The 26,997-nt window shown below is 64.1% G+C and carries 24 protein-coding genes; 11 read left to right on the top strand and 13 right to left on the bottom strand.

Going from position 1 to position 26,997, the window contains the following annotated elements; all coding sequences use genetic code 11:
• Positions 1–2 precede the first annotated feature (2 nt).
• From fixL to QZ213_RS01255, 4 genes are all read left to right on the top strand, one after another.
• Positions 3–1,505 (top strand): sensor protein FixL, encoded by a 1,503-nt coding sequence (fixL, locus tag QZ213_RS01270; protein WP_291684225.1) that lies wholly within the window; start codon positions 3–5, stop codon positions 1,503–1,505.
• Between the two features lie 3 nt (positions 1,506–1,508).
• Positions 1,509–2,126, top strand: coding sequence for a response regulator FixJ (gene fixJ / locus QZ213_RS01265; protein ID WP_291684224.1), 618 nt, complete (start codon positions 1,509–1,511; stop codon positions 2,124–2,126).
• Between the two features lie 47 nt (positions 2,127–2,173).
• Complete coding sequence (locus QZ213_RS01260; protein ID WP_291684223.1) at positions 2,174–2,605, top strand: response regulator; 432 nt, start codon at positions 2,174–2,176, stop codon at positions 2,603–2,605.
• A gap of 121 nt (positions 2,606–2,726) precedes the next feature.
• Positions 2,727–3,422, top strand: coding sequence for a helix-turn-helix domain-containing protein (locus tag QZ213_RS01255; protein WP_291684222.1), 696 nt, complete (start codon positions 2,727–2,729; stop codon positions 3,420–3,422).
• 73 nt (positions 3,423–3,495) lie between these two features.
• Here the strand turns inward: QZ213_RS01255 and QZ213_RS01250 are convergent, their stop codons facing one another.
• The 4 genes from QZ213_RS01250 to QZ213_RS01235 form a co-directional block, all read right to left on the bottom strand.
• Positions 3,496–4,731: an MFS transporter gene (locus tag QZ213_RS01250; RefSeq protein ID WP_291684248.1), complete on the bottom strand. Its 1,236-nt coding sequence runs from the start codon at positions 4,729–4,731 to the stop codon at positions 3,496–3,498.
• A 96-nt stretch (positions 4,732–4,827) separates the two neighbouring features.
• Positions 4,828–5,226 (bottom strand): PRC-barrel domain-containing protein, encoded by a 399-nt coding sequence (locus tag QZ213_RS01245; RefSeq protein WP_291684247.1) that lies wholly within the window; start codon positions 5,224–5,226, stop codon positions 4,828–4,830.
• An 87-nt stretch (positions 5,227–5,313) separates the two neighbouring features.
• The gene (locus QZ213_RS01240) at positions 5,314–7,512 is read right to left on the bottom strand and encodes an amylo-alpha-1,6-glucosidase (protein WP_291684221.1); all 2,199 of its coding nucleotides are present in this window, start codon (positions 7,510–7,512) and stop codon (positions 5,314–5,316) included.
• Between the two features lie 70 nt (positions 7,513–7,582).
• The gene (locus tag QZ213_RS01235) at positions 7,583–9,346 is read right to left on the bottom strand and encodes an ABC transporter ATP-binding protein (RefSeq protein ID WP_291684220.1); all 1,764 of its coding nucleotides are present in this window, start codon (positions 9,344–9,346) and stop codon (positions 7,583–7,585) included.
• 284 nt (positions 9,347–9,630) lie between these two features.
• Between QZ213_RS01235 and QZ213_RS01230 the strand changes: the two genes are divergently transcribed.
• Positions 9,631–10,698, top strand: a complete 1,068-nt coding sequence (locus QZ213_RS01230) for a glycosyltransferase family 4 protein (protein WP_291684219.1) — start codon at positions 9,631–9,633, stop codon at positions 10,696–10,698.
• 232 nt (positions 10,699–10,930) lie between these two features.
• Here the strand turns inward: QZ213_RS01230 and QZ213_RS01225 are convergent, their stop codons facing one another.
• The 3 genes from QZ213_RS01225 to QZ213_RS01215 all read right to left on the bottom strand — a co-directional run bounded on the left by QZ213_RS01225 (position 10,931) and on the right by QZ213_RS01215 (position 14,977).
• Complete coding sequence (locus QZ213_RS01225; protein ID WP_291684218.1) at positions 10,931–11,305, bottom strand: VOC family protein; 375 nt, start codon at positions 11,303–11,305, stop codon at positions 10,931–10,933.
• A 296-nt stretch (positions 11,306–11,601) separates the two neighbouring features.
• Positions 11,602–13,560 (bottom strand): alkyl sulfatase dimerization domain-containing protein, encoded by a 1,959-nt coding sequence (locus QZ213_RS01220; RefSeq protein ID WP_291684217.1) that lies wholly within the window; start codon positions 13,558–13,560, stop codon positions 11,602–11,604.
• 412 nt (positions 13,561–13,972) lie between these two features.
• Positions 13,973–14,977: an ABC transporter substrate-binding protein gene (locus tag QZ213_RS01215; RefSeq protein WP_291684216.1), complete on the bottom strand. Its 1,005-nt coding sequence runs from the start codon at positions 14,975–14,977 to the stop codon at positions 13,973–13,975.
• 124 nt (positions 14,978–15,101) lie between these two features.
• Here QZ213_RS01215 and QZ213_RS01210 point away from each other — a divergent pair, with 124 nt between their 5' ends.
• The 6 genes from QZ213_RS01210 (at position 15,102) to QZ213_RS01185 (ending at position 20,451) form a co-directional block, all read left to right on the top strand.
• Entirely contained in the window at positions 15,102–15,749 is a 648-nt protein-coding gene (locus QZ213_RS01210; protein ID WP_365884906.1) for a TetR family transcriptional regulator, read from the top strand.
• Between the two features lie 230 nt (positions 15,750–15,979).
• Complete coding sequence (locus tag QZ213_RS01205; RefSeq protein WP_291684246.1) at positions 15,980–16,735, top strand: ABC transporter permease; 756 nt, start codon at positions 15,980–15,982, stop codon at positions 16,733–16,735.
• Between the two features lie 12 nt (positions 16,736–16,747).
• A complete protein-coding gene (locus QZ213_RS01200; RefSeq protein WP_291684214.1) occupies positions 16,748–17,785 on the top strand; it encodes an NAD(P)-dependent oxidoreductase in 1,038 nt (345 codons plus the stop codon).
• Positions 17,772–18,605, top strand: coding sequence for a GNAT family N-acetyltransferase (locus tag QZ213_RS01195; RefSeq protein WP_291684213.1), 834 nt, complete (start codon positions 17,772–17,774; stop codon positions 18,603–18,605). Before QZ213_RS01200 ends, QZ213_RS01195 begins: the two co-directional genes overlap by 14 nt.
• A gap of 11 nt (positions 18,606–18,616) precedes the next feature.
• Positions 18,617–19,672 carry a dihydrodipicolinate synthase family protein gene (locus QZ213_RS01190; protein ID WP_291684212.1) on the top strand — a complete coding sequence of 352 codons (1,056 nt, stop codon included), beginning with the start codon at positions 18,617–18,619 and terminating at the stop codon, positions 19,670–19,672.
• Positions 19,660–20,451 carry an ABC transporter ATP-binding protein gene (locus QZ213_RS01185; protein ID WP_291684211.1) on the top strand — a complete coding sequence of 264 codons (792 nt, stop codon included), beginning with the start codon at positions 19,660–19,662 and terminating at the stop codon, positions 20,449–20,451. Before QZ213_RS01190 ends, QZ213_RS01185 begins: the two co-directional genes overlap by 13 nt.
• A gap of 17 nt (positions 20,452–20,468) precedes the next feature.
• On the opposite strand, the gene QZ213_RS01180 is transcribed toward QZ213_RS01185, so the two are convergent.
• The 6 genes from QZ213_RS01180 to QZ213_RS01155 form a co-directional block, all read right to left on the bottom strand.
• The gene (locus QZ213_RS01180) at positions 20,469–21,296 is read right to left on the bottom strand and encodes a sugar phosphate isomerase/epimerase family protein (RefSeq protein WP_291684210.1); all 828 of its coding nucleotides are present in this window, start codon (positions 21,294–21,296) and stop codon (positions 20,469–20,471) included.
• 10 nt (positions 21,297–21,306) lie between these two features.
• Positions 21,307–23,001 (bottom strand): FAD-dependent oxidoreductase, encoded by a 1,695-nt coding sequence (locus QZ213_RS01175; RefSeq protein ID WP_291684209.1) that lies wholly within the window; start codon positions 22,999–23,001, stop codon positions 21,307–21,309.
• A 166-nt stretch (positions 23,002–23,167) separates the two neighbouring features.
• Positions 23,168–23,551, bottom strand: coding sequence for a cupin domain-containing protein (locus QZ213_RS01170; RefSeq protein ID WP_291684208.1), 384 nt, complete (start codon positions 23,549–23,551; stop codon positions 23,168–23,170).
• Between the two features lie 37 nt (positions 23,552–23,588).
• On the bottom strand, positions 23,589–24,992 hold the full coding sequence (locus tag QZ213_RS01165) for an FAD-binding protein (RefSeq protein WP_291684207.1): 1,404 nt from the start codon (positions 24,990–24,992) through the stop codon (positions 23,589–23,591).
• A 30-nt stretch (positions 24,993–25,022) separates the two neighbouring features.
• Positions 25,023–25,727 (bottom strand): SDR family oxidoreductase, encoded by a 705-nt coding sequence (locus tag QZ213_RS01160; RefSeq protein WP_291684206.1) that lies wholly within the window; start codon positions 25,725–25,727, stop codon positions 25,023–25,025.
• 57 nt (positions 25,728–25,784) lie between these two features.
• Positions 25,785–26,997 (bottom strand): thiamine pyrophosphate-binding protein (locus QZ213_RS01155; protein ID WP_291684205.1); only part of this gene is annotated, 1,213 nt, incomplete at its 5' end.

The raw sequence follows: 26,997 nt of genomic DNA, 5'->3' as shown, positions 1-26,997 counted from the left end.
GCGTGGCTGGCATAACCGGATCGGCAAAAGGGCACTTTCAACTCCAAATGGAGGGATTCGGCGTCGGAACCTGGGACCTCGACCTTTCCACGCGAGAGCTGGAATGGTCCGATGCCACGCGAAACCTGTTCGGCGTCGACCGCGAACAGCCCATATCCTACGAGCTGTTTCTTTCCCTGCTGGAATCCGGAGAGCGCGAGCGCATCGACCGGGCGATCACGAAGGTTGCCGAGACCGGCGGCAGTCTCGACGTTTCTTTCAGGCTGCGTGGCAGGCACAAGTCCGGGCAGTGGATTCGCGCCCGCGGGGGCCTGGTCAAAGACGAGGCCGGGGTTCCATGCCATGTCAGCGGGATCGCGCTCGATATCGACGAGGAAAAGCAGCTCGAAGAGGCGCTGAGAACGCGCGAGAGCCATTTGCGGTCGATCCTCGACACCGTGCCGGATGCGATGATCGTGATCAACGGTTACGGCATCATCCAGTTCTTCAGCACCGCGGCCGAGCGGCTGTTCGGCTATACCGAGCGGGAGGCGATCGGCAAAAACGTCAGCGAGATGATGCCGATGCCGGACCAGGCGCGCCACGACGATTATCTGGCGCGCTACCGATCCACTGGCGAACGGCACATCATCGGCATCGGGCGGATCGTGACCGGCAAGCGCCGGGACGGCACCACCTTCCCGATGCACCTCACGATCGGCGAGATGCAATCGGGCGGAGAGCCCTATTTCACCGGGTTCGTGCGCGATCTGACCGAACACCAGCAAACCCAGGCAAGGCTGCAGGAATTGCAATCCGAACTGGTCCACATCTCGCGCCTGAGCGCGATGGGCGAGATGGCATCCGCGCTGGCGCACGAACTCAACCAGCCGCTCGCCGCCATCAGCAACTACATGAAGGGCTCGCGCAGGCTGCTGGCGGGCAGCACCGATCCCAATGCGGCGAAAATTGAAAACGCCATGGACCGCGCCGCCGAACAGGCGCTTCGCGCCGGCCAGATCATCCGCCGTCTCCGCGATTTCGTTTCTCGGGGCGAATCCGAAAAACGCGTCGAAAGCCTCTCGAAACTGATCGAGGAAGCAGGCGCGCTCGGTCTGGCGGGCGCCCGTGAGCAGAACATCCAACTGCGCTTCCACCTCAATCCGGAGTTCGACCTGGTACTGGCGGATCGGGTCCAGATCCAGCAGGTGCTGGTCAATCTGTTTCGCAATGCGCTGGAGGCGATGGCGCAGTCGCCTCGACGGGAGCTTATTGCGTCGAACGCCAAGGTCGAGGACGACATGATCGAGATCGAAGTGTCGGATACCGGGTCCGGATTCCACGACGACGTCAAAGCCAACCTGTTTCAAACCTTCTTTACGACAAAGGAAACCGGGATGGGGGTAGGACTTTCCATCAGCCGGTCGATCATCGAAGCCCATGGCGGCCGGATGTGGGCCGAAAGCAATGCTGCGGGAGGCGCGACGTTTCGCTTCACCCTGCCAGCAGCATCGAACGAGAGTTGAGATATGCCGGACAGGGGAAAGGTCTATGTCATCGACGACGACGAGGCGATGCGGGATTCATTGAACTTCCTGCTCGATTCCGCCAACTACAAGGTCACGCTGTTCGAGACCGCCTTGAAATTTCTCGATGCCCTCCCGCGCCTTGAATTCGGCTGCGTCGTTTCCGATGTGCGCATGCCCGGCCTCGACGGAATCGAGCTTCTGAAGCGCATGAAGGCGGGCCACAGCACGTTCCCGATTGTGATCATGACCGGGCATGGCGACGTGCCGCTTGCCGTCGAAGCCATGAAACTGGGGGCGGTCGATTTTCTCGAGAAACCGTTCGAGGATGACCGCCTGATCGCCATGATCGAGACGGCCATCCATCAGGCGGAGCCGGCCGCCAAGAGCGAGGCGATCACCCAGGATATCGCGGCGCGGGTAGCATCGCTCAGCCCTCGCGAGCGCCAGGTCATGGACGGACTGATCGCCGGGCTTTCCAACAAGCTGATCGCCCGCGACTACGACATCAGCCCCCGCACCATCGAAGTTTACCGGGCGAACGTGATGACAAAGATGCAGGCCAACAGCCTCTCGGAACTGGTGCGGCTGGCGATGCGCGCCGGCCTGCTGAAGGATTGAGCTAAATCAAGCCCCCATCGCCTATCGGGTGGTAGTCTGGATAAATTATGATCCAGATCAGCTCGAAAGATGCGCGGGCTTTCGCGATGTCGCCACTCGCCAAACCAACAGTTTACGTGGTCGACGACGACGCGGATGTGCTTGGTTCGCTTCGATTCCTTCTTGAAACGGACGGCTTCAACGTCCGCACTTTCAGGAACGGCGCCTCGCTGCTGAACGCCGTGGATTCGACCGGCGTCGACTGTTTCGTGATCGACTACAAGATGCCCGACATGAATGGCATCGATCTGGCCGGCCGCCTGCGAAACCGCGACATCGCCGCGCCGGTCATCCTCATTACCGGCTACCCCGACGAAAACATCTCGGCAAGGGCTGAAGCGGCGGGCGTCCGGCACGTCCTGATGAAACCGCTGCTGGATGAGAGCCTTGTCACCCGTATCCGGGGGGCCATCCAGGAGAGCGGACCGGCCGGCGGCTGAGGCCTGGAACGGCCACCTCCGGTAATATACGTAAGTAGTTCCCCTTAAGATATCTCGCGAAATTTCCAGCCCCGAAAATCCCCGGTACCCATTCGCCATCCGCCGCACAGGAGATGGCAAAATGCTTACCCAATCCCTCAGCACCTCGGTTATCGGCCACAAGGTCAGCCCCGTCGCCTTCCCCGCTCCTGCCCCCGACCAGTTCGGCGCGGTTACCGGTCATGCGGGTCTCGTCGCAACGGAATTTTCCTACAAGAAGGACGAGGAAATCTACGGCGAGGATGAACCTGCGGAATACGTTTACCAGGTAATTACAGGCGCGGTTCGCAGCTACAAGCTGCTGTCCGACGGACGCCGCCAGATCGGCGCATTCCACCTTCCGGGCGATGTTTTCGGCCTCGAATCCGGAACCATTCACCGGCTGGCCGCGGAAGCCATCATCGATACCACCGTGCGGCTGGTGAAGCGCCGCAGCCTCGAACAGGCAGCAGGCGTCGATGTCCAGGTCGCGCGCAAGCTCTGGGCCATGACCGCCGGCGATCTCCGGCATGCGGAAGACCATATGCTGCTGCTCGGACGCAAGACGGCGATGGAGCGGGTGGCCACCTTCCTCCTGGAAATGGACGGCCGGCTCGCCGTTGCGGGCATGATGGCGCTGCCGATGTGCCGCAGGGATATCGGCGATTATCTCGGCCTTACGCTGGAAACCGTCTCGAGGGCGCTTTCGCAGCTCCACAGCCAGGGAATTCTCGGATTTTCCGGCGCACGCCAGATCGTGCTCCGCAACCGCCAGAAGCTACGCACGCTGGACGCATAAGCGAGCCAAGTTTCTCGTCTGATCCCGTTTCAAACGCCGGCCGTTGGGCCGGCGTTTTCGTATTCCGGCCCGATCAGTTCGGACTCCGCCGCGTCTCCGGCATCACCAGCCAGATCATGACGAGGCCCGTGGCCGCCACGCATGCAAGTCCCGTGAACGCGATACTGCTGCCGAACCTGTCGCTGACGTAACCCGCCAGCACGGTGCTGAGCGAAGCCCCGATGCCGGTCGCCGTGCCGACGATGCCCTGCGCCAGATTGAAGTGACCGCTTCCGAAGGCAACGTCGGCGACGGTCAACGGTATCATCACGCTGAAGACCGAAGCGGTAATGCCATCGAACACCTGCACCGCGACCAGCAGGTATGGATCGCTCACGGTGGCGAACAGTACGCCGCGAACAGCCAGCGCCGCGAAACCCAAGAGCAGCAGCGGCCGTCGACCCCATAGCTGTGCCGTTCGTCCGACCCACGGCGACGTCAGCGCCACGATGGCTTGCGGCACCACGATGCAGGCGGCGATCAGCACCGGCGCCCACTGGCTCGAGCGGGTCGTAACCACGCCCGCCATCAGCGGCAGCATCGCCGCGTTGGCGAGTTGCAGCAGCAACACGCTGCCGGCGAAGATGAGCAGGGGGCGCTGGCGCAGCAGACGGAGAACGCTGGTGGCGCTGGCGTCGGACGCATCACGCGCCATGGCGCCGTGCGCGCGGGCCGCGTCGATTTCGCGCTCGCGAATCCGCCCCAGCGCCAGCAGGGTCGGAATCGCCAGCAGGAAGGTGACGAGAAACACCGAACGGCTCGACAGCAGGTAGCCGCACGTGCCCATCACGGCTGCCGCGACGCCATTTCCGAGCGACGCGTAGCGGGCGTTGCGTCCGAACCGTTCGCCAATCGCAAACGGCCCGACCAGGCCGAGGCTGATCGCCGCAATCGCCGGACCGAGCACGCAACTGGCGGCGGCGTGCAGGGTCGCCGCGGCCACCACCACCGGAAAGATCGGCCAGGCGGCATAGGCCAGCGCGCAGGTGCCGATCGTTGCCACTGCGAGGCCGGCGACCAGCCGCTCGGAACGGGCGGCGTCGACGATGGCCCCGCCCGGCATTTGCCCGATCAGGGCGACCAGACCGCCGATCGACAGTACAAGACCGATCTCGACCTGGGTCCATTTTTGTGTCGTGAGGTAAACCGCGATGAACGGACCGAACCCGGTCTGCACGTCCGCGAGAAAGAAGATGAACCAGTCGAGACCGCGCAAGCTCTGCCGAGACGGCGCCGGTGACCTGCGCACCTCCGGCTCCCTCGGCAGCACGGGATCGCCGCCGCGGACGTTGGCCCGGGCGCCGCGGTCGTCAATCCGATCGGGCGACTGTCTGGACGAGCGCACCAACAGTTTGCTTCTCCGGGGTCAATGGTCAAATTGCCAGGGCGCCAGGCTGCCCGCCGCGCCAAGCACTACGATCGGCGTGTCCTCCTTGTATTCAGGCGCGGCGTTCACCTGCTCCTTCGTCAATTCAAGCGTGATGCTGTCGCCCTTGTCAGCGACATGCCCGAAATGCAGCGCGTTCCAGTCGACGACGATCTTCCGGCTGCCGACGCCGAGAAAGCCGCCGAAGTCGATGACGGCCGCGCGCACCACGCCGGCACGATCGACGATCACGTCAACGATATGCCCCATGTCCTCATCCGCCGGGCTGCGGACGTCGCGGCCGAGCACCCCGTGCGCCTCCCTAGCGGCGATAATGGTGACGGAAGGCGGCGGCGCCGGCGTTTTCGGCGCCACCGGGGGATCTTGAGCCCACGACATGGCGGCCGGCAACGCCGCGAACGCGACGGCAACGCACATAAACAGGTGTCTTGCGCGCATAAGGCCTCCTCCGGTCGAGCGCCGCCTTCAATGCGCCAGGACGATCGACACCTGGATCTGGCCGCGCGTGCGCAGCACCTCCAGCGCGACCTCCTCGCCGTGGCGGCTGACCCGAAGATCGACGCTTGAGGGTCCCAGTCGCAGATCGCGCAGCACCACCTCGTTGAGGAATGCCGGCAGGCGCGGATTGCGCAGCCGAATTTCGCCGCGCTGAACATCGAATTCGAGGCCGAGCGCCGCTTCCAGCAGCGTGAACGGCGTCGCGCTCGCCCAGGCCTGCGGCGCGCAGGCGACGGGGTACAGCGTCGGTCCGCGCTCCTTCTCACGCCGGAATCCGCAAAACAGCTCTGGAAGCCGCCGCAAATCCATGTAGGCGGCGGCGTCGAACAGGCCCTTGAACACACACTCGACCGAATGCTTCAGCCCGTAACGCGCAAGTCCGAGCGCAATCAGGGCGTTGTCGTGCGGCCATATCGAGCCATTATGGTAGGACATCGGATTGTAGCGCGCTTCGCCCTGCGCCACGGTGCGGATGCCCCAGCCCGTGAAGAAATGCGGCCGCATCAGATCGGCGGCGACCATTCGGGCGCGCTCCGGGCGGATGATGCCGGTGAACAGGAGTTGCCCGGCATTCGAGGTCCGCACCCGGCACGGCTTCTTTTCGCCGTCGAGCGCGAGCGCATAGGTCCCGAGATCGTCGCACCAGAAGGCCTCTTCGAACCGTGCGGCAAGCGTTTGCGCCTCGGTCGCGAGTTGCCCGGCCTTTTGCGCAAGTCCGAGGCGCAAGGCGCAGCGCGCCGCCAGCCGCTTGGCCGCGAACACGTAGCCCTGCACTTCGGCAAGCGCGATGTAGCCTTCCGCCAAGCGACCGTCGGCATGAAAGATCGCGTCGTAGGAATCCTTCCAGCCCTGATTGGCGAGGCCCTGTTCCGATGCGCGCCGGTACTCGACGAAGCCGTCCCGGTCGGGATCGCCGGGCCCGTCGATCCACTGCAGCGCGGCTTCCATCGAAGGCCACAGCTCCGCGAGCGTCTCGTCGTCGCCGGTGCGCTCGACATAGAGGCCGGCCAGCAGCACGAACAGCGGCGTCGCATCGACGCTGCCGTAATATTGCGCGAACGGCACCTCGCGCAGATCAGCCATCTCGCCGCCGCGCATCTCGTGCAGGATCTTGCCGGGTTCGGCGTCGGCGAGCGGATCGACCGACTTCGCCTGATAGAAGGCGAGCCGCCGCAGCACGCCGCGGGCCACCCGCGGATCGATCCACAACATTTGCAGCGCGGTGATGATTCCGTCGCGGCCGAAGGTCGTCGAATACCAGGGGATGCCCGCATAGGGATATCGTCCCTGCGGCGTGTCCGTCATCAGCATGTTGAGGTCGGCCATTGACTGGCACAGCACCTCGTTGAAGATATCGTTTGAAGTTTCTACGCAGGTGGCGCCCAATGTCGATCGGCGCATTTCGCGGCGATGCGCCAGCAATCCGCGAAAGAACGGCGCCGGACTGAACCCGGCCGGCTTGTTGCACGATACGGCGACGAACAGCGAAGCGACCTGCTGCGGCGCCAGATCGAAATGATAGGTCGCCGAATTCACCGCAAGCCGCGTCGGCCGGGGATCGAAATGCAGCGCCGTGGCGCGCGCTTCATCGTCGAGCCCCCTGTATTCGAGCAGGACGTGGGCGGGGCCGAGCATTTTGCTGGAGCCGACGCCCCGGCGCGGGCGCTTCTCGCCGCGCACTTCGAACAGATCGGCGAAGTCGTTGTCGAACAGCAGCGTCATGTCAAAACTCGCTGGCCGGTCGCCATGGTTCTGCACGCCGATCCGCTGATAGGCGGTGCCGCACCACAGGAAGATGGTGCGCACGATGTGCAGCATGTCCCTCTGCAGCACGATCCGCCCCTGGCGATAGACGTCGGGATTGGTGAGATCGACCGTCAGGGCGGAATTGTCATCGCGCAAGTTCGAGCCGAGCAGCAGCGGCTGCAGCTCGTCCAGCACGAGTTCCAGCCGGGCCAGATAACGGGTGTCGGTGTTGAACAGCCCGTCCGGTCCGCCGGCGGAAGCGCCGATGTCGCCATGGCTGTCGAGCACGATGAAGGTGTTGTCGTGCTTGAGCGAGCGCCGCGGCCGCGCCGCGGGCCCGGTCATCGGAATATAGAACGGCGATTCCAGTACGATGTCGGTCTCGCGAATCGTCGTTTGAGAGAGAGCTTCAATTGCCATTGGGTGACCTTGGCCGGTTGCTTGCGTATTTCGCGCGACGGTACGCAACTCAGAACAATCGCTGACGACCTCAGGCCGCATGCGTCGCCAGCCGGTTCATCTCCCGCGCCACCAGTTCCCGGTACGGGCCGCCGCCCTGCATGAGACGATCGGGCGGTCCATCCTCGATGATCCGGCCGCCCTGCAGCATGATGACCCGATCGAAATTACGCAGCGTTGCCAGCCGATGCGCGATGGCGATCACTGTACGCCCGCGCATCAGGCGCGCAAGCGCTTCGCGGATCGCCTCCTCCGACTCGCTGTCAAGCGCTGCGGTGGCCTCGTCCAGCAGCAGGATCGGCGCGTCCTTCAGGAAGGCGCGGGCAATCGCGATGCGTTGCCGCTGCCCGCCCGACAATTTGACGCCACGATCCCCGACCTGGGTCGCCAAACCTTCCGGCAGGGTCTCGACGAAATCGCACCGCGCCGCGATGGCCGCACGCAGCACCTCGTCGTCGGTAGCGCCCGGCCGTCCGTACCGGATGTTTTCCATGATCGAGCGATGGAACAGCGAAATATCCTGCGGCACCACCGAAATCGCCGCGCGAAGGCTCTCTTGCGTGACCCGGGAAATGTTCTGGCCATCGATAGCGATGTGCCCCTGGTTCACGTCGTAGAAACGCTGCAGCAGGACGAACACGGTGGATTTGCCGCCGCCGGACTGTCCGACCAGCCCGACCCTCTGGCCCGCGTTGAGCCGGAGGCTGAACTTGTCGAATACCTGCAGGCCCCCGGGATACTGGAACGACACCTTGTTGAAGACGATCGCCGCCCCCGCCTTTATCAGCGGCTCGGCTTGCGGATGGTCACGGAGTTCGTGCGGCAGCAGCAGGGTGGCGATGGCTTCGGTCAGCCGGGCGACATGCTGGGTCACGTCGACCAGCGCCACCGCGAGATCGCGCGTCGCGCTCAGAATCGAAAGCCCCAGCGTACAGACCAGCACGACATCGCCGGTGGTGGCGCTGCCGTGCTGCCAAAGCACGATCGCCCAGACCAGCAGCGCGATGGTCAGTGCGACCGTTATCGCGGCGTGAGTGATCCGCAGCTTTTCCAGATAGCGCAGGCTTCGTCCCCGCGCCGTCAATTCGCGGCTGACGGTCGCGTCGAAGCGCTCGTGCTCGAAGCGGAACCCGCAAAATGCTCGCACCAGCGGCATGTTATTGATGACGTCGACCATCTCGCCATCGACAGCCGCGGCCTTGTTGGCGAAATCGTCATGCAAAGGCTTGCCGGCGGCCGCCAGACGGAACATCGCAACCACCATGACGCCCGCGACCACGATCATACCCCCAGCCATCACCGGACTCACGGTCGTGATCAGGGCAATTGCAGCGATCGTCGCCATGCAGGGCGGCAGCACATTCCAGACGACCATGTTCTCGACGGTATAAACTGCGTTCGACGTGGCCGTGATGCGGCTGGTCAGCATGCCCGGCAGCCGGTCGGAAAAATAGCTCGGCGCGTGACCGGTGAGATGACGGAAAATATCACGGCGCAGATCCCCGGTTACGCCCACAAAGGTGAAGCTCGCGGTCCAGCTTGCGATCCGCCAGAGGAAATTGTCCGCCGCGATCAGCGACATCAGAAAAATGAGTGCCAGCCACACGCCGCCGGCGCGGGCAGGTCCCGCCGACAAGCCGTCGACCAGATACTTCACGCCGTATTGAGTGCCTACGGAACAGGCAACCGCGGCGACAACTGAAGTCAAAATGACGACATGGGCGGCGAGACGGTGGCGCAGATAGCGCAACACGAACGAAAGCGGACGGTTGGCGTAGCCTGAAAGATTGTCCATGCGGCAGACCTGTTGGAGAGGGAACTCTATCGGTTCGGAGCCCGGTAGTTGAATGATCGATACTTCCCCGCGGTTCCCGCAACGCTGCCCCTACTACGCGTTTGCAGCATGGCGCGCGTCAAACCTCTGATCTGGGTCGATGGCATCAAGAAGACCGTGAGACGGAAGAAGTGTGCTGTTCCAAGGAACTTCGCACATGCGAGAACGTTCCCGACTCGGCATGCCGGTACCGACTCCGCGAAGGGCTGATTGTTCAATTGTGATCACGAACAGGAGAGTGAGAGATGCGCATCGCGCAGGTTGCTCCGTTGACGGAGGCTGTTCCCCCTAAACTGTACGGCGGTACCGAGCGGGTAGTGCACTGGCTGACCGAGGAACTGGTCGCGCTGGGAAACGACGTCACCTTGTTCGCCAGCGGCGACTCCCAGACCTCCGCCAAGCTGGATGCGACCTGGCCGAAGGCGCTGCGCCTCGACGGCGCGGTGCGCGATCCCAACGCGCTGCACATGGTGATGCTGGAACGCGTACGGCGAAAATGCGACGATGAGGAGTTCGACTTTCTGCACTTCCATCTTGACTATTATCCCTTCTCGCTGTTCTCCCGCCAGCCGACGCCGTTTCTGACCACCCTGCACGGCCGGCTCGATCTGCCGGAGCATCAGCCGGTGTTCACGACATTTTCATCGATCCCGGTGATTTCGATCTCGAACGCCCAGCGGCGCCCGGTGCCGCAGGCCAATTGGGTGCGCACCATCCATCACGGGCTGCCGGAAGCGCTGCTGACGCCGCGGCCGGTGACCCCCGGCTATCTGGCCGTGCTGGGCCGGATTGCGCCGGAAAAGGGTGTCGATCGCGCCATCAAGATCGCCATCCGATGCGGCATCCCCCTGAAGATTGCCGCCAAGGTGGACCGCGCCGACCAGGATTATTACGATGAAATCGTCCGTCCGCTGATCGACCATCCTCTGGTCGAATATATCGGCGAGATCGGCGACCACGAAAAATCGGACTTCCTCAGCGGCGCGATCGGGCTACTGGTTCCGATCGACTGGCCGGAACCGTTCGGCCTTGTCATGATCGAGGCGATGGCGTGCGGCGCGCCGGTGATCGCCTACAACCGCGGCTCGGTCGCGGAGATCATCGAGGACGGGCTGACCGGCTTCGTCGTCGAGGATGAAACCAGCGCGGTCTCTGCGGTCGACCGTCTGTCGGGCCTGAGCCGTCCTGCGATCCGCAAGCAGTTCGAAGCCCGCTTCACCGCCCGCCGCATGGCGCTCGACTATCTCGCGGCCTATCGCAGCCTGATGGAAGCCGCCGAACCACGCATCAAGCTGGTAAGCAGCGCGGAGTAGACGGGAGGCGCTGAGCGGCGGGCGCTCTCTTAGTCGTCCCGGCGAAAGCCGGGACACTCCGTGTCGTCTGTTGTGAAAGACGCTGTTCGACGGCTTTCGTGCACCCGCTACCGCCTGTGGTTGGTCCCCGCTTTCGCGGGGACGCCACGGTGTGACGCGCAGAAACGACTCGCACTTATTTGCCACCCGCACGAGGAACGGCGGATTACGCTATCGCTGATCCGACCTGCGGTTACATCCGGTGCAAGGCACAGATCTTATTGCCGTCGGGATCGCGCAGGTAAGCGAGATAGAGTTTGCCTTGCGGGCCTTCGCGCACGCCGGGCGGGTCTTCGCAGGTCTTGCCGCCATTGGCGACGCCGGTGGCGTGCCAGGCGTCGGCCTCTTCGGGGGAAGCGGCGACGAAGCCGACGGTGCCGCCATTGGCAGGCGTCGCCGGTTTGCCATCGATCGGCTTCGAGACCGAGAACACGCCGGTCTTGGTCCTGTAGAAAATGCGATGGCGGTCCACCCTGCCGGGCTGCACGCCGAGCGTGCCCAGCAACGCATCATAGAACGATTTTGCTTTTTCAAGGTCGTTGGTGCCGATCATGACATGCGAAAACATGCGGTATTTTCCTCCCCAATGTTGGCCGGGCGATCGAAGCCGCCCGGCGTCCGGCTTCTTTACGGAAGGAACGCAGACTGCGCCAGTGCAGGATGCTGAAGTGACCATCCGGCTTCCCCCCTGGGCTTCGCTGATCCGACTTGGCAGCCCGACGACAGACCGCAACAGCTCCCTGCGCGGGAATTCGTCCATCGGGCCCATCCGTTCCGCGAGCCGCATGGCGTGCCCGAAGCCCCGGACGGGTTGCCGACACATCGGAGTTCGATGCTGGCGCATCGCCCCGGAATGACGGCTCGCTAGCTCACTGCGGTCCGCTTCGGCTCGACGATCTCGAACATGCGCGGGAATTCGTCCATCAGGCTCATCAGTTCGGCGAGCCGCATCGCATTGCCAGTGAAGGTGATCTTGCCGCTGGCGACGGCTTCCGGAAACGAGGTCTGTTTGGCGATGACATCGTCAAGCACGCTGCGCGGCAGCGTAAAACTGGCGTCCGCCGTGGGAGCCAGTGCGCCCTCGAGATAGGTCAGCGCGCAGTTCTCCAGCGTCAGCACAAAGTTTTCCCTGGTATCGGTAAAGCTCCAGTTCAGAACGATGTGCTTGCCTTCGGCCTTTGGCCCGTTCAGGCGGACGCCAAGCACGTCCCATATTTGCCCGCTGCGCAGCGCGGCGAGCGTTTCGCGCGGCATCGAGGGGCGTGGCGGCGCCTTCGGCATGCCCTGGCGCAGCTCCTGCGCGCCGAACAGATAGGCGTTGCGCCAGGTCGCGCTTTCGGCGGCATAGCCGAGCTGCTCGAAGGTGTCGGCGAGCAGCGCGCGGGCGGCGGCATTATCGGGATCGGCGAAAACCAGATGGCTGACGGCCTGCGCGACGAAGCGGAATTCGCCTTTGGCGAAATCCTTGCGCGCGCGATCGAGGATCGCCGCCGCGCCGCCCATATACTCGACGTATTTCGTGCCGGCGTCGACCGGCGGCAAGGGATCGAGATGCACGGGGTTGGCGTCGTACCAGCCGAGATATTTCTGGTAGATCGCCTTCACGTTATGACGGATATGGCCGTAATAGCCGCGCGTATGCCATGCGCCCTCCAGGCTCGCCGGCAGCTTTATCGTCTCCGCGATTTCGGTCGCCGTCAGGCCGTGGTTCATCAGGCGGATGGTCTGGTCGTGCGCGAACTTGTAGAGATCGCGCTGCTGGCGGATCATGGTGTCGATGCGCGCTTTGCCCCAGACCGGCCAGTGGTGCTGGCCGCACATGGCGTCGGCCTTGCCACCCCACATCGCCAAGGCCTCGCCGAGATATTTCGACCAGGCCAGCGCGTCGCGCACATCGGCGCCCCGGAACGGCAGCAGATTGTGGAAATTATGCGTGCAGTTTTCCGCCAGGTTCAAGAGCCTGTAGTGCGGCACGTAAAAATGCATCTCCGCCGGGGCCTCCGAGTTCGGCGCCATCTGGAATTCGAATTCCAGCCCGTCGATGATGCGCTTGTCGCCGGTCTCCATGATGAGATCGGTCGGGCGCAGCAGCGCCACCGAGCCCGCGGCCATCGACTTGCCGAGCCCGCAATCGACCTGCCCGCGCGGCCCCTTGGCGAGGAACGGCCCGAATTGATATTGCGCGCGGCGCAGCATCGCAGGACCAGCGATGATGTTTTCGGAAACCGCATGCTCCATGAACAGGTTGGGCGCGATGATAGGGACGCGGCCGGTCGCCAGCGCATCCTCTTCCAGCACGCCGCGCGCGCCGCCCCAATGGTCGGTATGGGTATGGGTGAAGATCACGGCGGCGACCGGGCGCAGGCCGCGGTGCTTGAAATAGAGCTCCATCGCGGCGCGCGCGCCTTCGATCGAGGTCAGCGTGTCCACCACGATCACGCCCGAGTCGCCCTCGATCAGCGTCATGTTGGCGATGTCGAGCCCGCGAATTTGATAGACGCCCGGCATCACTTCGAACAGCCCATGCTGCATGTTGAGCCGCGACTGCCGCCACAGGCTCGGGTTGACGGTGGCGGGCGCCTCCGCGTCGGACAGGAAGCCGTAGGGCTCCAGACTCCAGACCACGCGCCCTTGCGGGTTGGCGATCCGCGCATGCTCGATCGTTCCCATGAAGCCGCGCGCGGCGTCGTCGAAATCGGCGGTGTCGGAGAACGGCAGCGCGCCCAGCATCGCCGCCTGCTGGGCGACGACGGAGGCGGACGCGTCCTTGGGCGTTTCCTTTGACATTTCCTTGGCGGCTTCGCTGCTGGCTGTTGCAGTCATGGTGTGGTCCTCCCTCACGTGTCGCGAAATTCAAACTCGTGCATCGTTCCAACTCAGGGGGCGTCATCCTTCGCGACGGCGTTACGCGCCCCTCAGAGCCTGACTGAAAAAGCAGCCAGCATATTAGGGCACTCGCTCGTAGCCCGAAATTGATTCACTTTCGTCATGGCCGGGCTTGTCCCGGCCATCCACGTCTCTCTCGCCGCTGCACTATAAGACGTGGATGCCCGGCACAAGGCCGGGCATGACGAGCCAGGCGCCAATGTCCGAACTTATTGACCGCTTTTTGAATCAGACTCTCACGATGAGGCCTTGGACCCTCATGGTGAGGAGCACGGCAAAGCCGTGCGTCGAGCCTATGAAGCCAAACGGCCGATCGTTACCCGACCGGACCCGAACGCGCCCTAGGCGCTCACTTCTTCACCTTGCTCGCGTCCATCTTCACCGACGTATCAAGCATCCTGGTCGTGAACGCGTCTTCGACGTTGAACGGCTTTTCCATGCCGAGATAGGTCTGCACCAGCTCGTAATCCTTCTTCATCCGCTCGCCGTCGATCCAGCCCAGCGCCTTGCTGGTGGTGAACTCGTCGGTCATCAGGAATTTTATTCTTTCCCATTGGCGCTGCTGGTTTTCCTTGTCGAGGCCGGAGACCTGGTCAAGTAGCGCCTTCAGGCAGGGATCGACGTCGGCGACGCAGGCGGCGAACGCCTTCTGGCTGATCTTGACGAAATCCTCGACCAGTTTCGGATTTTTCTGCAGGTAGGCACCGTTGACGATCAGCGAGTTGCCGTAAGGGTTGAGCCCGATGTCCTTCCAGTTGACGTAGCCGAGGTCGGCCCCGAACTCGATCGCCTTCAGATCGTGCTCGTTGTAGAAATCGCTGATGATGTCGACGGTGTGGCTCTTCAACGCCGCGATCTTCGCGGTCGGCCCGACATTGACGAAATTCACGGAATCCGGCGCGATCCCCGCCGCCTTGGCGAAGGCCGGCCACATTACGCGCGAGGCGTCGCCCGGCGGATTGCCGATCTTGTGGCTGGGAAAATCCTTGACCCCGTTCACGCCGTAGCTCTTCAGCCAGTAGAAGGTCTGCCCGGTATTGGCGTAGATGCTCATCAGCGCCACGTCGTCGGCGCCCTTGCTGCGCGCCACCAGCATGGTCGCGAGATCGGCGATGCCGAACGGCGAACCGCCCGAGCCGACCTTCAGCGCCGAGACGCCGGAGCCCTTGCCGACCTCGATGGTGAGATCGATGCCGGCCTTCTCGTACCAGCCCTGCGCCTTGGCGTAATAGAACGGCGAGTGATCGGCGGTCGGCGTCCAGTTCAGGATCAGGTTGACGGCTTCGCCGGCGCCGGCGGGAGCGGTCGGCGCCAGCAGCGCGAGCGCCAGTCCTGCAATCCCGAAACGCTTCATGGCGGCTCTCCTCGATCTCGCGGTTGGCGCTTTGTGACTCGGGTCTCGCGGCCTTGTCGCCACGCCTTCGCCGGTCTACCAATGCAACAAGGGACGGACCGAATTGTCAACTGTCTGGTTGGAAATGCCCAAACAACGACCAACTGCCGCCAAGCCGCAGCGCCGCGACCCCGTCGCCACACGCCAGAAGCTGCTGACCGCAGCGCGGCGCGAATTCGCCAAGAGCGGGCTTGCCGGAGCTAGGGTTGACGAGATCGCGGCCCGCGCCGGCGTCAACAAGCAGTTGGTCTATCACTATTTCGGCGACAAGGACGCGCTGTACCTGGCGGTGCTCGAATGGGTCTACGAGGAAATCCGCGCCCAGGAGCGCACGCTCAACCTCGAGGGATTGCCTCCCGAGCAGGCCATCCGCAAGCTGATCGAGAGCTCCTTCGACCACCTCGCGCTGCATCCGGACTTCATCGTGCTGCTCAACGACGAGAACCGCAACGGTGCCCGGCACGTACGCGCCTCGCTGCGGATCGAGGACATGCACTCGCCGCTGGTCAGCATGGTCTCGAAGATCCTGAAGCAGGGCGTCCGGACCGGAACCTTTCGCAGCGGCGTCGACCCCGTGCATCTCTATATCTCGATCGCCGGCTTGAGCTATTTCTTCTTCTCCAACACCCCGACGCTGTCGGCGATCTTCGGCAAGGACCTGTCGAGCCCCACCGCCCGGCGCGCCCGCCGCAAGCACGTGGTCGATCTGGTGATGCAGGCGTTGAGGCCGTGAGGGAGCCCCGTCATTCCGGGCAATGCGCAGCATCGAACTACGGTGTGCCATTGCACATCGGAGAATCTCGAGATTCCGGGTCTGGCGCTTCGCACCATCCCGGAATGACGACGGAAGCAGCCAACCTAATCAACCAATTGGTTGAAAGCTGCTGGGTATCGGGATAGGTTAAGCTACCCCTCGCCCGCCAGCGGCGGGCGGGACAGGAGACCACCTTGTTCACAGACGGCATGCGCTCGGCCCGCACCTTCGCGATCATCCTGGTCGTGCATGTCGCCGTGATCGTGCTGTGGCAGGTGCTGGTCGATGCCTTTCACGTGCCGAAATTCGTGCTCCCATCGCCGCTGGCGACGATCGCGACGCTGGGTTACGCGAAATATGCATGGCTCTCCAATCTGGCGGTGACGGCGGTCGAAATCCTCGGCGGTTTTGCGCTGGGCGCCTTTGTCGGCGTGGCGCTGGCGGTGGTGTTCTGCTGGTCGCCGCTGGTGAGCCTGTTGCTGCTGCCGCTGTTCGTCACGCTCAACATGATCCCGAAGGTGGCGCTGGGTCCGCTGTTCATCGTCTGGTTCAGCTACGGCATCTTTCCAAACATCCTGATCGCCTTCTCGATCTGCTTCTTCCCGATCCTCTTGACCACCGCGCGCGGCCTCACCGAGGTCGAGCCGGATCTGCTCGACCTCGTGAAATCGTTGCGCGGCTCGCGCTGGACGCTGTTCCGCAAGATCCAGCTGCCGGGTGCGCTGCCTTACGTGTTTTCCGGCATGAAGGTCGGCGCCATCCTGGCCGTGGCCGGCGCCATCGTCGGCGAATTCATCGCGAGCGAACGCGGGCTCGGCTATCTCATGATCCAGGTGCAATCCTCGCTCGACACACCGGCCATGGTGATGGCGGTCGTGCTGCTGACGCTGCTGGGAGTAGCGCTCTACGGCCTGGTGCTTGGCCTCGAACGGCTGTTCGTGGTCAGGGACGTGCGGCTGCAATAAGAAGGAAGATCCATGTTTCTGACGCGCAACACCTTGCCGGAGACGATCGCCGATATCGGAGCGCTCGACGATCTTTTGTGCCGCCCAAGCCAGGCGCTGATCGACGATCTCAACAAGGTCGACGGCGACATCATGATCCTCGGGGTCGCCGGCAAGATGGGACCGACACTGGCGGGCCTCGCCAAAGCCGCCCTGCCCGGCCGCCGCGTGATCGGCATCGCGCGCTTCAGTGAACCGGCCGCGAAGGCGTGGCTGGAGGCCCGCGGCGTCGAGACGATCGCGTGCGACCTGCTCGATGAGACCGCGATCAAGGCGCTGCCCAAGGTGAAAAATATCGTGTTCATGGCCGGGCGCAAATTCGGCGCCGAGGGCGATCTGTCGCTGACCTGGGCGATGAACGCGCACGTCCCTGCGCTGGTCGCGCAGGTCTTCCGGAACTCCCGTATCGTGGCGTTCTCGACCGGCTGCGTCTATCCGTTCGTTCCGATCGACGGCAAGGGCGCGGACGAGAGCGTTCAGCCCAATCCGCCCGGCGAATATGCGCAATCCTGCGTCGGCCGCGAGCGCATGTTCGAATATTTCTCGCGCCGGTTTTCGACGCCCGGCCGGCTGTTCCGGCTGAACTACGCGATCGACATGCGTTACGGCGTACTGCACGACATCGCGAGCAAGATCCTTAACGGCAAGCCGATCGACGTCAGCCTCGGCCATGTCAATTTCATCTGGCAGGGCGATGCGTCTTCGCAGGCGCTGCGCTGCCTCGCGAATTGCGACACGCCGACCTCGCCGATCAATGTCAGCGGCCACCAGATCTTGGCGGTGCGCGATCTCGCCGCCAAACTCGGCGCGCGGCTCGGCCGTGCGCCTGTCATCGTCGGCAAGGAGGAGCCGACCGCCTGGCTCACCGACACCTCGCAGGCCGTAAAACTGTTCGGTCTGCCGATCGTCGATACCGAGCAATTGATAAAATGGACCGCGGACTGGGTCGCGCGCGCGATGCCGAGCTTGGGAAAGCCCACCAAATACGAGGTGCGCGATGGCCGGTACTGACGAGACGCCGATCGTTCGGCTCGGTTTGGACGACGCAGCCGCGGGACTCCTGCTTTCGACGGAAGCGCATTGGAACCAGAACGAGGCCGACTGGCGTTTCTTCCTGACCAAGGGAGCTGTGTTCGGCGTGCGCGACAGTGACGGGCATCTCGTCGCCAGCGCGGCGCTGTTGCCCTACTCGTCCGGCAATGCCTGGATCAGCATGGTGCTGGTGACCGAAAGCTGGCGCCGGCGCGGTCTCGCCACGAGATCGGTCGATGCCTGTCTCGCCGCCGCGGCCAAACAAGGGCTGACGACGTGGCTCGACGCCACGCCGGCAGGCGCCTCGGTCTATGGTCCCCTGGGATTCAAGCCGACGCTGCAGTTGCGGCGGTTGCGGCTCGAGCATGCGATGTCGACCAAGGCCGAAGCGCCGCCGTCGCTGTCGTCCGTCGATACCGCGACACTTGCCGCCCGGGACCGTCTCGCGATGGGTTTCGATCGCGTTGACCTGCTGACGGAGCTCGGCGGACGTTCCGGCTCCCGGCTGGTGTCGAACGGCGATGCGCTTGCCCTCGTCCGCGACGGCCGCAAGGCGCGGCATATCGGCCCGTTGCTTGCGACCAGCCCGGAGCAGGCGTTGACTCTGGTCAATGAAATCGTGCGGTCCGAGAACGGTCCGCTGCTGATCGACGTCGTGTTCGAGCAGGCCCCATTCCTCGACGGCCTGACACGCTCTGGCTGGAAGATCGAGCGGCCGTTTCAGCGCATGCGCTTCGGCGACGCCGCCCCGCCGCCCGCGCAACTGCCCTTCGCCGTCGCCGGCCCGGAATATGGATAGGGATCATCGCCATGCATCATAGCAAAATCGAATCCGCGGTGCGGCGCCTGATCGCCGACGGGACCGTGATCCCCGCCCATCCGCTGGCGCTCAACGCCGATCGCACGCTCGATGCCACACATCAGCGCGCACTGACGCGCTATTACATCGACGCCGGCGCCGGCGGCCTTGCGGTCGGCGTCCACACCACGCAGTTCGCGATCCGCGATGTCGGCCTGTACCGGCCGGTGCTGGAGCTCGCCGCGGAGACCGCGGTGGGCTGGACCAAGCGGCCGCTGGCGCTGGTCGCAGGCCTCGCTGGCCCGACCGGGCAAGCCGTCGCCGAGGCGGAAGTTGCGCGCGGCATCGGCTATCATGCCGGGCTGCTCAGCCTCGCCGCCATGAAATCCGCGAGCGAACACGAGATCATCAGTCATTGCGAGGCGGTGGCGCGCGAGATTCCGCTGGTCGGGTTTTATCTGCAGCCGGCGGTCGGCGGCGTCATCCTCAGCGCGGAGTTCTGGCGGCGATTTGCGATGATTGACAACGTCATCGCCATCAAGGTCGCACCGTTCAACCGCTACCGCACGCTCGACGTGCTGCGCGGCGTCGCCGCCGCCGGCGGGCTCGATCGCATCGCGCTCTATACCGGCAACGACGACCACATCCTGCTCGACCTCACGCTGCCGTTCGATTTGCGCGACAAGGGCGTCACCACGCGCGCTTATTTCAAGGGCGGCCTGCTCGGCCACTGGTCGGTATGGACCGCGAGCGCGATCAAGCAGTTCGAGATGTGCAAGGCGGCGCGGGGCAAGGCGGCGGTGCCGGCGGATCTCCTGGCGCTCGATGCCCGCGTCACCGACTGCAACAGCGCGTTCTTCGACGTCGCCAACAATTTCCGCGGCTGCATCGCCGGCTGCCACGAGATCCTGCGCCGGCAAGGCCTGATGGAGGGAATCTGGTGCCTCGATCCCGCGGAGGGCCTCAGCCCCGGCCAGATGCACGAGATCGACCGGGTCTGCAACGAGCACGCGGATCTTTCCGACGACGATTTCGTCACCGACAATCTGCAGAAATGGCTGGCATGAGCGAGCCGCAGGAGCCCTTCATCCGCCTGCGCAATGTGCGCAAGGTCTATCGTTCGGGCGGCCAGGAATTTCTCGCGGTCTCCGATGTCACCATGGACGTCAGGGAAGGTGAGCTGATCTCGCTGGTCGGGCCTTCCGGCTGCGGCAAGACCACCGTGCTGAAGATTCTGGCGGGGCTCCACGACGCCGACGGCGGCACCATCCAGATCGGCAATGCCCACACGCCGTTCGACCCCGCGCGCGACATCGGCATGGTGTTCCAGCAGGCGCTGCTGCTGAAATGGCGGACCATTCTCGACAACGTCTTGCTGCCGGCTGAAATCGTCGGCCTGCCGATGAAGGCGGCGCGGTCGCGTGCGCGCGACCTGCTCAACCTTGTCGGGCTTTCCGGCTACGAGGACAAATATCCGCAGCAATTGTCGGGCGGCATGCAGCAGCGCACCGCGATCGCGCGCGCCTTCGTCCACGACCCGAAACTGATCCTGATGGACGAGCCGTTCGGCGCGCTGGACGCGCTGACCCGCGAGCAGATGAATCTGGAGATGCTGCGGATCTGGCGCGAAAGCGGCAAGACCATCATCTTCGTTACCCACAGCATCCAGGAAGCTGTGTTCCTCGCCTCGCATTGCGCCGTGCTCACCGCGGGACCCGCGCGGATGGCGGAATATTTCCCAATTCTGCTGCCGTTTCCCCGCGCGCTGCCGATCAAGACCACGGACGAATTCGGCGCCTATGCGCGGCGGATCTATGCGAGCCTGGGGCTGGGGACCAGCGCGTAACCGCGCGCGAAACCCGCTCACGCTTCGCCGCCAAACCCCGCTTCGCGCATGCGGGCGCAGCTATCGGCGATGTCGGCATCCGGGCTGCGCGAAATGATTTCCAGCATCGGCAGCTCGCTGTATCCGGCCTCTTTCATCGCGGACGCGATGCCGGCGAGTGGAACATCGCCGTGGCCCAAAGGATCGTGCTTGTAGGTCTGCCTTGTCGTATCGGAGAAATGCACGAGAGAGAGCCGGTCGCGGACGCGCCGCAATCCCTCCGTGGGGGCCTCGCCGATGAAGTGCGCGTTCGCCACGTCGTAGATGACGCGAATGCCGGCGTCGCCATAGAAGTCGACCACGTTCATCAACGACTCCGCGTCCGGCAGGAAGGCGAACGGCATATTCTCGATCAACAGCCTTGTGCCGACCTCGCGTGCCAGAGGCGCCAGCACATCGAGCGCGCGATAGAAATGGGAGACCATGCGGTCGCGTGGCATTGGAAACAGCGGATTGGGCTTGCCGGGGCCGATGATGATCCCGCCGGCTCCCAACTCCCCGGCGCAGCGAACGAATTTTATCAGGAGATCGAGCGTATAGGCGCGCATCTCCTCGGCGGCGGCGGCGACGTTGATGTCGACATTGGGCATGTTGACGGCCACCAGCCGCAGCCGCTGCTCGCAGAGATTGCGCAAGCCGCGGAGTTTTGCGGCATCAAGCTCGGCCGGCCAGAGATGGCCGGGAAAGAACATCAGCTCGACACCGCCATAACCCTGGTCGGCGAGCCGCGCGACGGTATCGGCGGCGCTGCCGCCGAAAATATAGGAATAGGTATTGACGCCGAAGCCGGCGGCCGGGCTTGTCATGATTGTCCTCTCACTTACCTCTTTCTTGCGCGAGATGCCGGCCGGCGATGTAGCCGAAGGTCAGCGCCGGCCCGAGCGTGATGCCGGGGCCCGGATAATTTCCGTTCATGATCGAGCCCATATCGTTGCCGCAGGCATAGAGCCCGGAAATGACGCTGCCGTCCTTCCTCAGAACGCGGGCGTGGCCATCGGTCTGGAGGCCGATCGCGGTGCCCAGATCCGCCGGATAAATCCGCAACGCGTAAAACGGCGGCTGCTCGATCGGCGCGACGCAGGGATTAGGCGAATGACTGGGGTCGCCGAGGTGACGCTGATAGATGGAGCCGCCGCGCCCGAATTCGGGATCGATCCCGATCCGGGCGGATGCATTGTATGTCTCCAGCGTTCTTGCCAGCGCCGATTTTTCTACGCGGATCGCTTCGGCGAGCGCGTCGGCACTGGCGGCCTCGATCAGTTCGCCGCTCTGGGCGTATCGTCTCACGTTCAGAGTGAACGGCTGAATCCGGCCAAGCCCATAGCGCCATAGAAACCGCCGGTCGCAGACGAGATGAATCGAACGGTCCGCCGCGTCGTTGCCGTCACGCAGCATGGCCAGGACGAACTCGTGATAGGACAAGGCTTCATTGACAAAGCGCCTGCCCGCCGCATTGACCGCGATGATTCCGGGTTTTGCGCGGTCGGTCACGGTATGCGGGAAAACACCCTGGCTGCCATCGGCGCGCTTGAACAGCGATGCCGGCACCCAATAGGCAGGACTGGCCACCCGCGTATGGAGGCTGGCGCCGGCGGCGAGTGCGACATGCAGGCCGTCGCCGGTCCCCGCGGGCGCCGTGGCCGAAACCGGACCTGCTCCAGCGGGGAAGAACTGTTCCCGAAGTCTCGCATCGTGCGAGAAGCCGCCGGTCGCCAGCACGACACCTTTGCGCACGGCGATCGCCCGTGCGCCGGATGAATCCCTGATCGCCACACCCTGGACGGCATCGCCTTCGATCACGAGCTGCTCAACACCGGTGCCGAACAGGATATCGACATTTCGCTTCAGCAGCGACGCGTAGAGCCGCGCGGCCAACGCGTTGCCCAGATGCAGCGTGGTACCGCGGGGTGCGCGAAGCCGCTGCAGCGCATATTGCGAAACCAGACGCAGCGCGCGCAGGGTCGAGCGCAACGAGCGCCCCACTTTGCGAAGATGCGGTATATCGAGCCGGTTGACCATCATGCCGCCGAACAATGTGAATTCCGGCAGCGGCGGACGCAGCCGCGCAAAATTCGCGCCCAACGCGGCGCCGTCAAAACTGATGGGTTCGAGCACGCGGCCGCCGGCCGTCGATCCCGGCTTTTCCGGATAGTAGTCGGGATAGGTTTTCACCGGCTGCAGCCGGACCTCGGTCTTCGCTTCGAGATATTCGACCGCCTCCGGCCCCCGCGCCAGAAACACTTGCCGCAAATCGGCGTTTTCGCTTTCAGGAACGGTGCCGGCGAGATAGCTCGCGGCGGCGGGCAAGCTGTCATCAAGGCCTGCCTGCTTCATCAAGGTGTTGACGGGGATCCAGACCATTCCGCCCGACCACGCCATCGTTCCCCCGACGAAGTCCGTCTTCTCAATGACAAGGACGCTCAAGCCTTCCGCGGCGGCGACGGCGGCCGCCGTCATGCCACCGGCGCCAGCGCCAATGACGACGACATCGTAAGCGTCGGAAGCCGGCATTTTCACTCAGGCCCGCTCGGTTGAAGCAATTTCCAGTGCGGTGGCTTCATCCTTCGAGACGCACGCTAACGCGTGCTCCTCAGGATGAGGTCCAATTCTGCTACGGCCGAAGTCCCTCATGGTGAGGAGCGCGAAGCGCGTCTCGAACCATGTGGCCGATGAATCATCAGACGATCTTGGCGTCGTCGGTGACCGGCGAGGTGATCACCAGGAATACCAGGTCGACCAGACCTGAATTCGAAATCGCGTGCTCGACCCCGGGTGGCAGGAAGATAAAATCGTGCTTGCGCACCAGATGGTTCTTGCCTGCGATCTCCATCAGCCCCTCGCCTTCGAGCACGTGGTAGATCTGCTCCTGAACCTGATGCTTGTGGCGCGCGACATGCGCCATCGGCTGGTACATCGAAATCCGGTAATCGATATGGTGTGAGCCCGCGGTCTCCGGCATCACCAGCGGCTTCGACAGCGCGCCGCCGAAATGGTTGGGGAATTCGCGCCAGGGCACTTCGGCGATGTTGCGGATGAAGGCGCCGTTGTTCAGTTCGGTCATGGTGTCTTTCCTCTTCTTATCCGCGCAGGAGGCGATGCTATCGCCGCTGCAGGAATTCTACAGCCGCTTCTCCCGCGATTTTTCCGAAAACCAGCGCCCGCAGCACCGCAACCGCGTTCGGCGCGGTGCCGTAGAAATGCCCGGTGGTTTCGCCGGCGGCGTAGAGACCCGATATCGGCCCCTGCTCGCCCATGACTTCAGCTCTTGTGCTGGTCGCAAGACCGCCGAAAGTGTAGGCGATGGCGCCGACCAGGGGATAGGCGAGAAACGGCGGTTTTGTAATGGCCCGCGCCCAGTTCGATTTCGGTGGCTTCAGTTCGCTGGAAGCCGCCAGGCCGTCGCAGCGGGCCGCATCGAACCGCGCGGGGTCGCCGGTCGCAGCCGCGTTGAACGCCTCGACCGTGCTTCGCAAATTATCGGGCGGTACGCTGATCTGCGCCGCGAGCGCTTCGATCGAGTCGGCCTTAACAGGTGGGACCTCCGACCGGATCGCGCGCGCGTAGCCGTCGATATCGAACAGCCGGGAATCGAGGATCGCATAGGCCAACCGCTTCGGCCGTGCAAAGTGGATGTCGCGGGCAAGCGCCTCCCAGGTCTCGTGCATCAGGCCGCCGCCTTCGTCGAAGAAGCGGTGGCCGTGCTGATCGACGACGATGCCGTAAGGGTACACCAGCACGACTGGCGCGGAATGTTGGCTGCGCGGGTCGACCGGCTCGATATGCATGCCGTCCCACGCGCCGGAAATGTTGGCGCCCTGCTCGGTCGCCATGCGGATGCCGTCGCCGGTGTCGAAGCGCGTTCCCGGCGAGATCAGCCTGATGCTCTCGCCACCGGGTCCGAAATGCGCGCGCATCATCGAAGGGTTACCCTGAAATCCGCCGCTGGCAAGAATGACCGCATCGGCGTCGAGCGTTGTCGCAGCGCCAACGCCGGCGTGAACCTCGATGCCGCCGATGCGCCCCTCCGCCATCACCAGCCGCTGCGCCTCGTATTCATAGCGAACCTTCACTCCTGCCTGCTTCGCCGCGGCGAGCAGCTTTTGAATGATGGCGCCTCCGCCGCCGACCGGCTGGATGCGCGCAGGCCCGGCGCTGAGATAGTAGAGAGGCGTGATGAATTCGACGCCGTGGCGTTGCAGCCATCCGATCGTCGCGGTCGCATGTTCCGCCAGCGCACGAAAATAGCTGATATCGCCGCGCCCGCCGCAAATCTTGAGCATGTCATCGGCAAAAGCGGGATCGATCCGGTCGGGCGCATCGAGCCGCATGTTCGATGGCGACCAGCGCGTATTGCCGCCGGCTTCATCTTCGCGCGATTTCTCAAGCACGGTGATGTCGACGGAAACGCCGCGGCCGCGCGCCTGCTCGGCCGCCGAAAGCGCCGCGGCGAGCCCGGCCGCCCCGTGTCCGACAACAACCAGCTTTGCGGGGTTTTGCGGCATTCGAGTGTTCGCGGGCTTGAGGCCTTATGTTCAGGTGACCAGCCCGCCGCCATCGAGATAGACGATCGAACCCGTCGCAAAGCCGATGGTCATGAAGGCGAGGATCTGCCTTGCGATGTCTTCGCCGACGCCGACGCGCCCCACCGGCAGGCTCGCCGCCGTCTTGGCCAGCATATCGCGGCGCGCCGCTTCCGGCATCGCCGCGCGGATCGGCGTGTCGATAATCCCCGGCGACACGCAATTGACGCGCACCGGCGCCAGTTCGAGCGCCAAGGCGCGGGTGAGCGATTCCAGCGCGCCGTTGGCCACGCTGATAACAGCGGAATTGGGCCGGGGCCGAATGCTCAGATACCCGGACACCAGCGTGAGAGATCCGCCGGGACGAATATCGGCGAAGCGCGCGACGCGCCAGGCGCCCCAGAGCTTGCCTTCCATCGTCGAGCGCACGTCGTCCATGGCCACGGTCTTGAACGGACCGGTCTTGAGTTGCGCAGCCGTGACCACGACATGATCGACCGGGCCGCAGGCGCGGAACAGATCTTCAACGCTCTTGTCGCTGGTGACGTCGGCCGGAATCGCCCTGGAGCCGATCGGGCCCGCCGCGGCGTTGAGGCGTTCGGCATTGCGCGAGGCAATGATGACCTCGGCGCCTTCCCGCGTCGCCAGTTCGGCGGTCGAAAGACCGATACCGGACGAACCCCCGACCACAACGACCTTCTTGCCTTTGAGCATCATGACGTTTCCCCCTTTGATTTTTTGCGGACGAGAATTCCGCTTCGATTGTTGCGACGATCAGGTCGGCTCGAATTGCGTTCCAATGCCCGGCTTGCTTCGCCCGAGCCCCGGAAGCTCCCAGACGCCGGCGCCGGAGGGATTGATGTCGGCGGCGATATCGACGTCAATCAGATAGGGCTTGTTGGCGGCAATGCCCTTGCGAATGGCTTCGCCGAGATCGCCGGCGCGGTCGACGCGCACGCCTTCGACGCCGCAGGAACGCGCCATCGCGGCGAAATCCGGATTGTAGCGCTGGCCGCTGACGGGATCGTGGAAGTCGGTGGCGAGTTCGCGGCCGCCGAGATAGCCGCGCTGCAGGCCACGGATCGAGGCATAGGCGTAGTTGTTCCAGACCACCCAGACGACAGGCAGATTATACTCGACCGCCGTTCCCAGCACGTTGGCGTGCATGAAGAACGCGCCGTCGCCGCATACCGACACGCAGGGCCGGTCGGGCGCGGCGAATTTCGCGCCCATCACGCCGGCGACGCCAAAACCCATCGGCCCAAACCCCATCGAGCCGATCAGCGAGTCCGGCCGCTTCGGCTTGCAGAAGCTCAGCAGCCAATTGTGATGCACGCCGATATCGCTGACCAGGATCGCATTCTCCGGCAGCGCCTTGTCGATCTCGAGTGCTGCGCGCTGCGGATTGATCGGCGTGGTGTCGTCGGAAAAACCGGGGGCGACGAACTTGTCCCATTCCTTGCGATAGGTGTCGATCTGCGCCAGCCATTTCCTGCGCGCATCGGCGCGTTTGGTCAGGTCGGCGCGGCGGTCGAGTTCGGCGTGGATCTGCCGCAGGAAGGTGCGGACATCGGCCATCAGGCCGAGCGCGACAGGATAGTTGCGGCCGATCTCTTCGGGATCGATGTCGACGTGAATGAGGCGGGTTGGCGGAATGGTGAAGGAATAACCGGGGATCCACGAACTCGAAGTGCGGTCGTCGAAGCGCACGCCGAGCGCCAGCAGCACGTCGGCCTGACGCGTGGCGTGGTTGGCCTGATAATGGCCGGCGCGCGCGACGAGGCCAAGCGCGAGCGGATGATTGCAGTCGATCGCGCCGAGGCCCGAGGCCGACGCCGCCACCGGAATCTGCAGGCGTTCGGCGAGCTTCAGGAGTTCTTCGGCGGCACCGCCATAGCGCACGCCCTGGCCGACCAGCATCACCGGCCGCTCGGCGCCGAGCAGCATGTCGACCGCCTTGACGACGCCTTCGGGATCGGCGCCGCAG

The sequence above is a fragment of the Bradyrhizobium sp. genome, from assembly GCF_017881085.1.
Taxonomy (GTDB): domain Bacteria; phylum Pseudomonadota; class Alphaproteobacteria; order Rhizobiales; family Xanthobacteraceae; genus Bradyrhizobium.
This window is presented reverse-complemented; position numbering and strand designations above follow the sequence as displayed.

Excerpts from the sequence above, each read along its gene's own strand:
- fixJ (WP_291684224.1), top strand. The coding sequence starts at position 1,509 with ATGCCGGACAGGGGAAAGGTCTATGTCATCGACGACGACGAGGCGATG.
- QZ213_RS01260 (WP_291684223.1), top strand. The coding sequence starts at position 2,174 with ATGATCCAGATCAGCTCGAAAGATGCGCGGGCTTTCGCGATGTCGCCA.
- QZ213_RS01255 (WP_291684222.1), top strand. The coding sequence starts at position 2,727 with ATGCTTACCCAATCCCTCAGCACCTCGGTTATCGGCCACAAGGTCAGC.
- QZ213_RS01245 (WP_291684247.1), bottom strand. The coding sequence starts at position 5,226 with ATGTCGTGGGCTCAAGATCCCCCGGTGGCGCCGAAAACGCCGGCGCCG.
- QZ213_RS01240 (WP_291684221.1), bottom strand. The coding sequence starts at position 7,512 with ATGGCAATTGAAGCTCTCTCTCAAACGACGATTCGCGAGACCGACATC.
- QZ213_RS01235 (WP_291684220.1), bottom strand. The coding sequence starts at position 9,346 with ATGGACAATCTTTCAGGCTACGCCAACCGTCCGCTTTCGTTCGTGTTG.
- QZ213_RS01230 (WP_291684219.1), top strand. The coding sequence starts at position 9,631 with ATGCGCATCGCGCAGGTTGCTCCGTTGACGGAGGCTGTTCCCCCTAAA.
- QZ213_RS01225 (WP_291684218.1), bottom strand. The coding sequence starts at position 11,305 with ATGTTTTCGCATGTCATGATCGGCACCAACGACCTTGAAAAAGCAAAA.
- QZ213_RS01220 (WP_291684217.1), bottom strand. The coding sequence starts at position 13,560 with ATGACTGCAACAGCCAGCAGCGAAGCCGCCAAGGAAATGTCAAAGGAA.
- QZ213_RS01215 (WP_291684216.1), bottom strand. The coding sequence starts at position 14,977 with ATGAAGCGTTTCGGGATTGCAGGACTGGCGCTCGCGCTGCTGGCGCCG.
- QZ213_RS01210 (WP_365884906.1), top strand. The coding sequence starts at position 15,102 with ATGCCCAAACAACGACCAACTGCCGCCAAGCCGCAGCGCCGCGACCCC.
- QZ213_RS01205 (WP_291684246.1), top strand. The coding sequence starts at position 15,980 with ATGCGCTCGGCCCGCACCTTCGCGATCATCCTGGTCGTGCATGTCGCC.
- QZ213_RS01200 (WP_291684214.1), top strand. The coding sequence starts at position 16,748 with ATGTTTCTGACGCGCAACACCTTGCCGGAGACGATCGCCGATATCGGA.
- QZ213_RS01195 (WP_291684213.1), top strand. The coding sequence starts at position 17,772 with ATGGCCGGTACTGACGAGACGCCGATCGTTCGGCTCGGTTTGGACGAC.
- QZ213_RS01190 (WP_291684212.1), top strand. The coding sequence starts at position 18,617 with ATGCATCATAGCAAAATCGAATCCGCGGTGCGGCGCCTGATCGCCGAC.
- QZ213_RS01185 (WP_291684211.1), top strand. The coding sequence starts at position 19,660 with ATGGCTGGCATGAGCGAGCCGCAGGAGCCCTTCATCCGCCTGCGCAAT.
- QZ213_RS01180 (WP_291684210.1), bottom strand. The coding sequence starts at position 21,296 with ATGACAAGCCCGGCCGCCGGCTTCGGCGTCAATACCTATTCCTATATT.
- QZ213_RS01175 (WP_291684209.1), bottom strand. The coding sequence starts at position 23,001 with ATGCCGGCTTCCGACGCTTACGATGTCGTCGTCATTGGCGCTGGCGCC.
- QZ213_RS01170 (WP_291684208.1), bottom strand. The coding sequence starts at position 23,551 with ATGACCGAACTGAACAACGGCGCCTTCATCCGCAACATCGCCGAAGTG.
- QZ213_RS01165 (WP_291684207.1), bottom strand. The coding sequence starts at position 24,992 with ATGCCGCAAAACCCCGCAAAGCTGGTTGTTGTCGGACACGGGGCGGCC.
- QZ213_RS01160 (WP_291684206.1), bottom strand. The coding sequence starts at position 25,727 with ATGATGCTCAAAGGCAAGAAGGTCGTTGTGGTCGGGGGTTCGTCCGGT.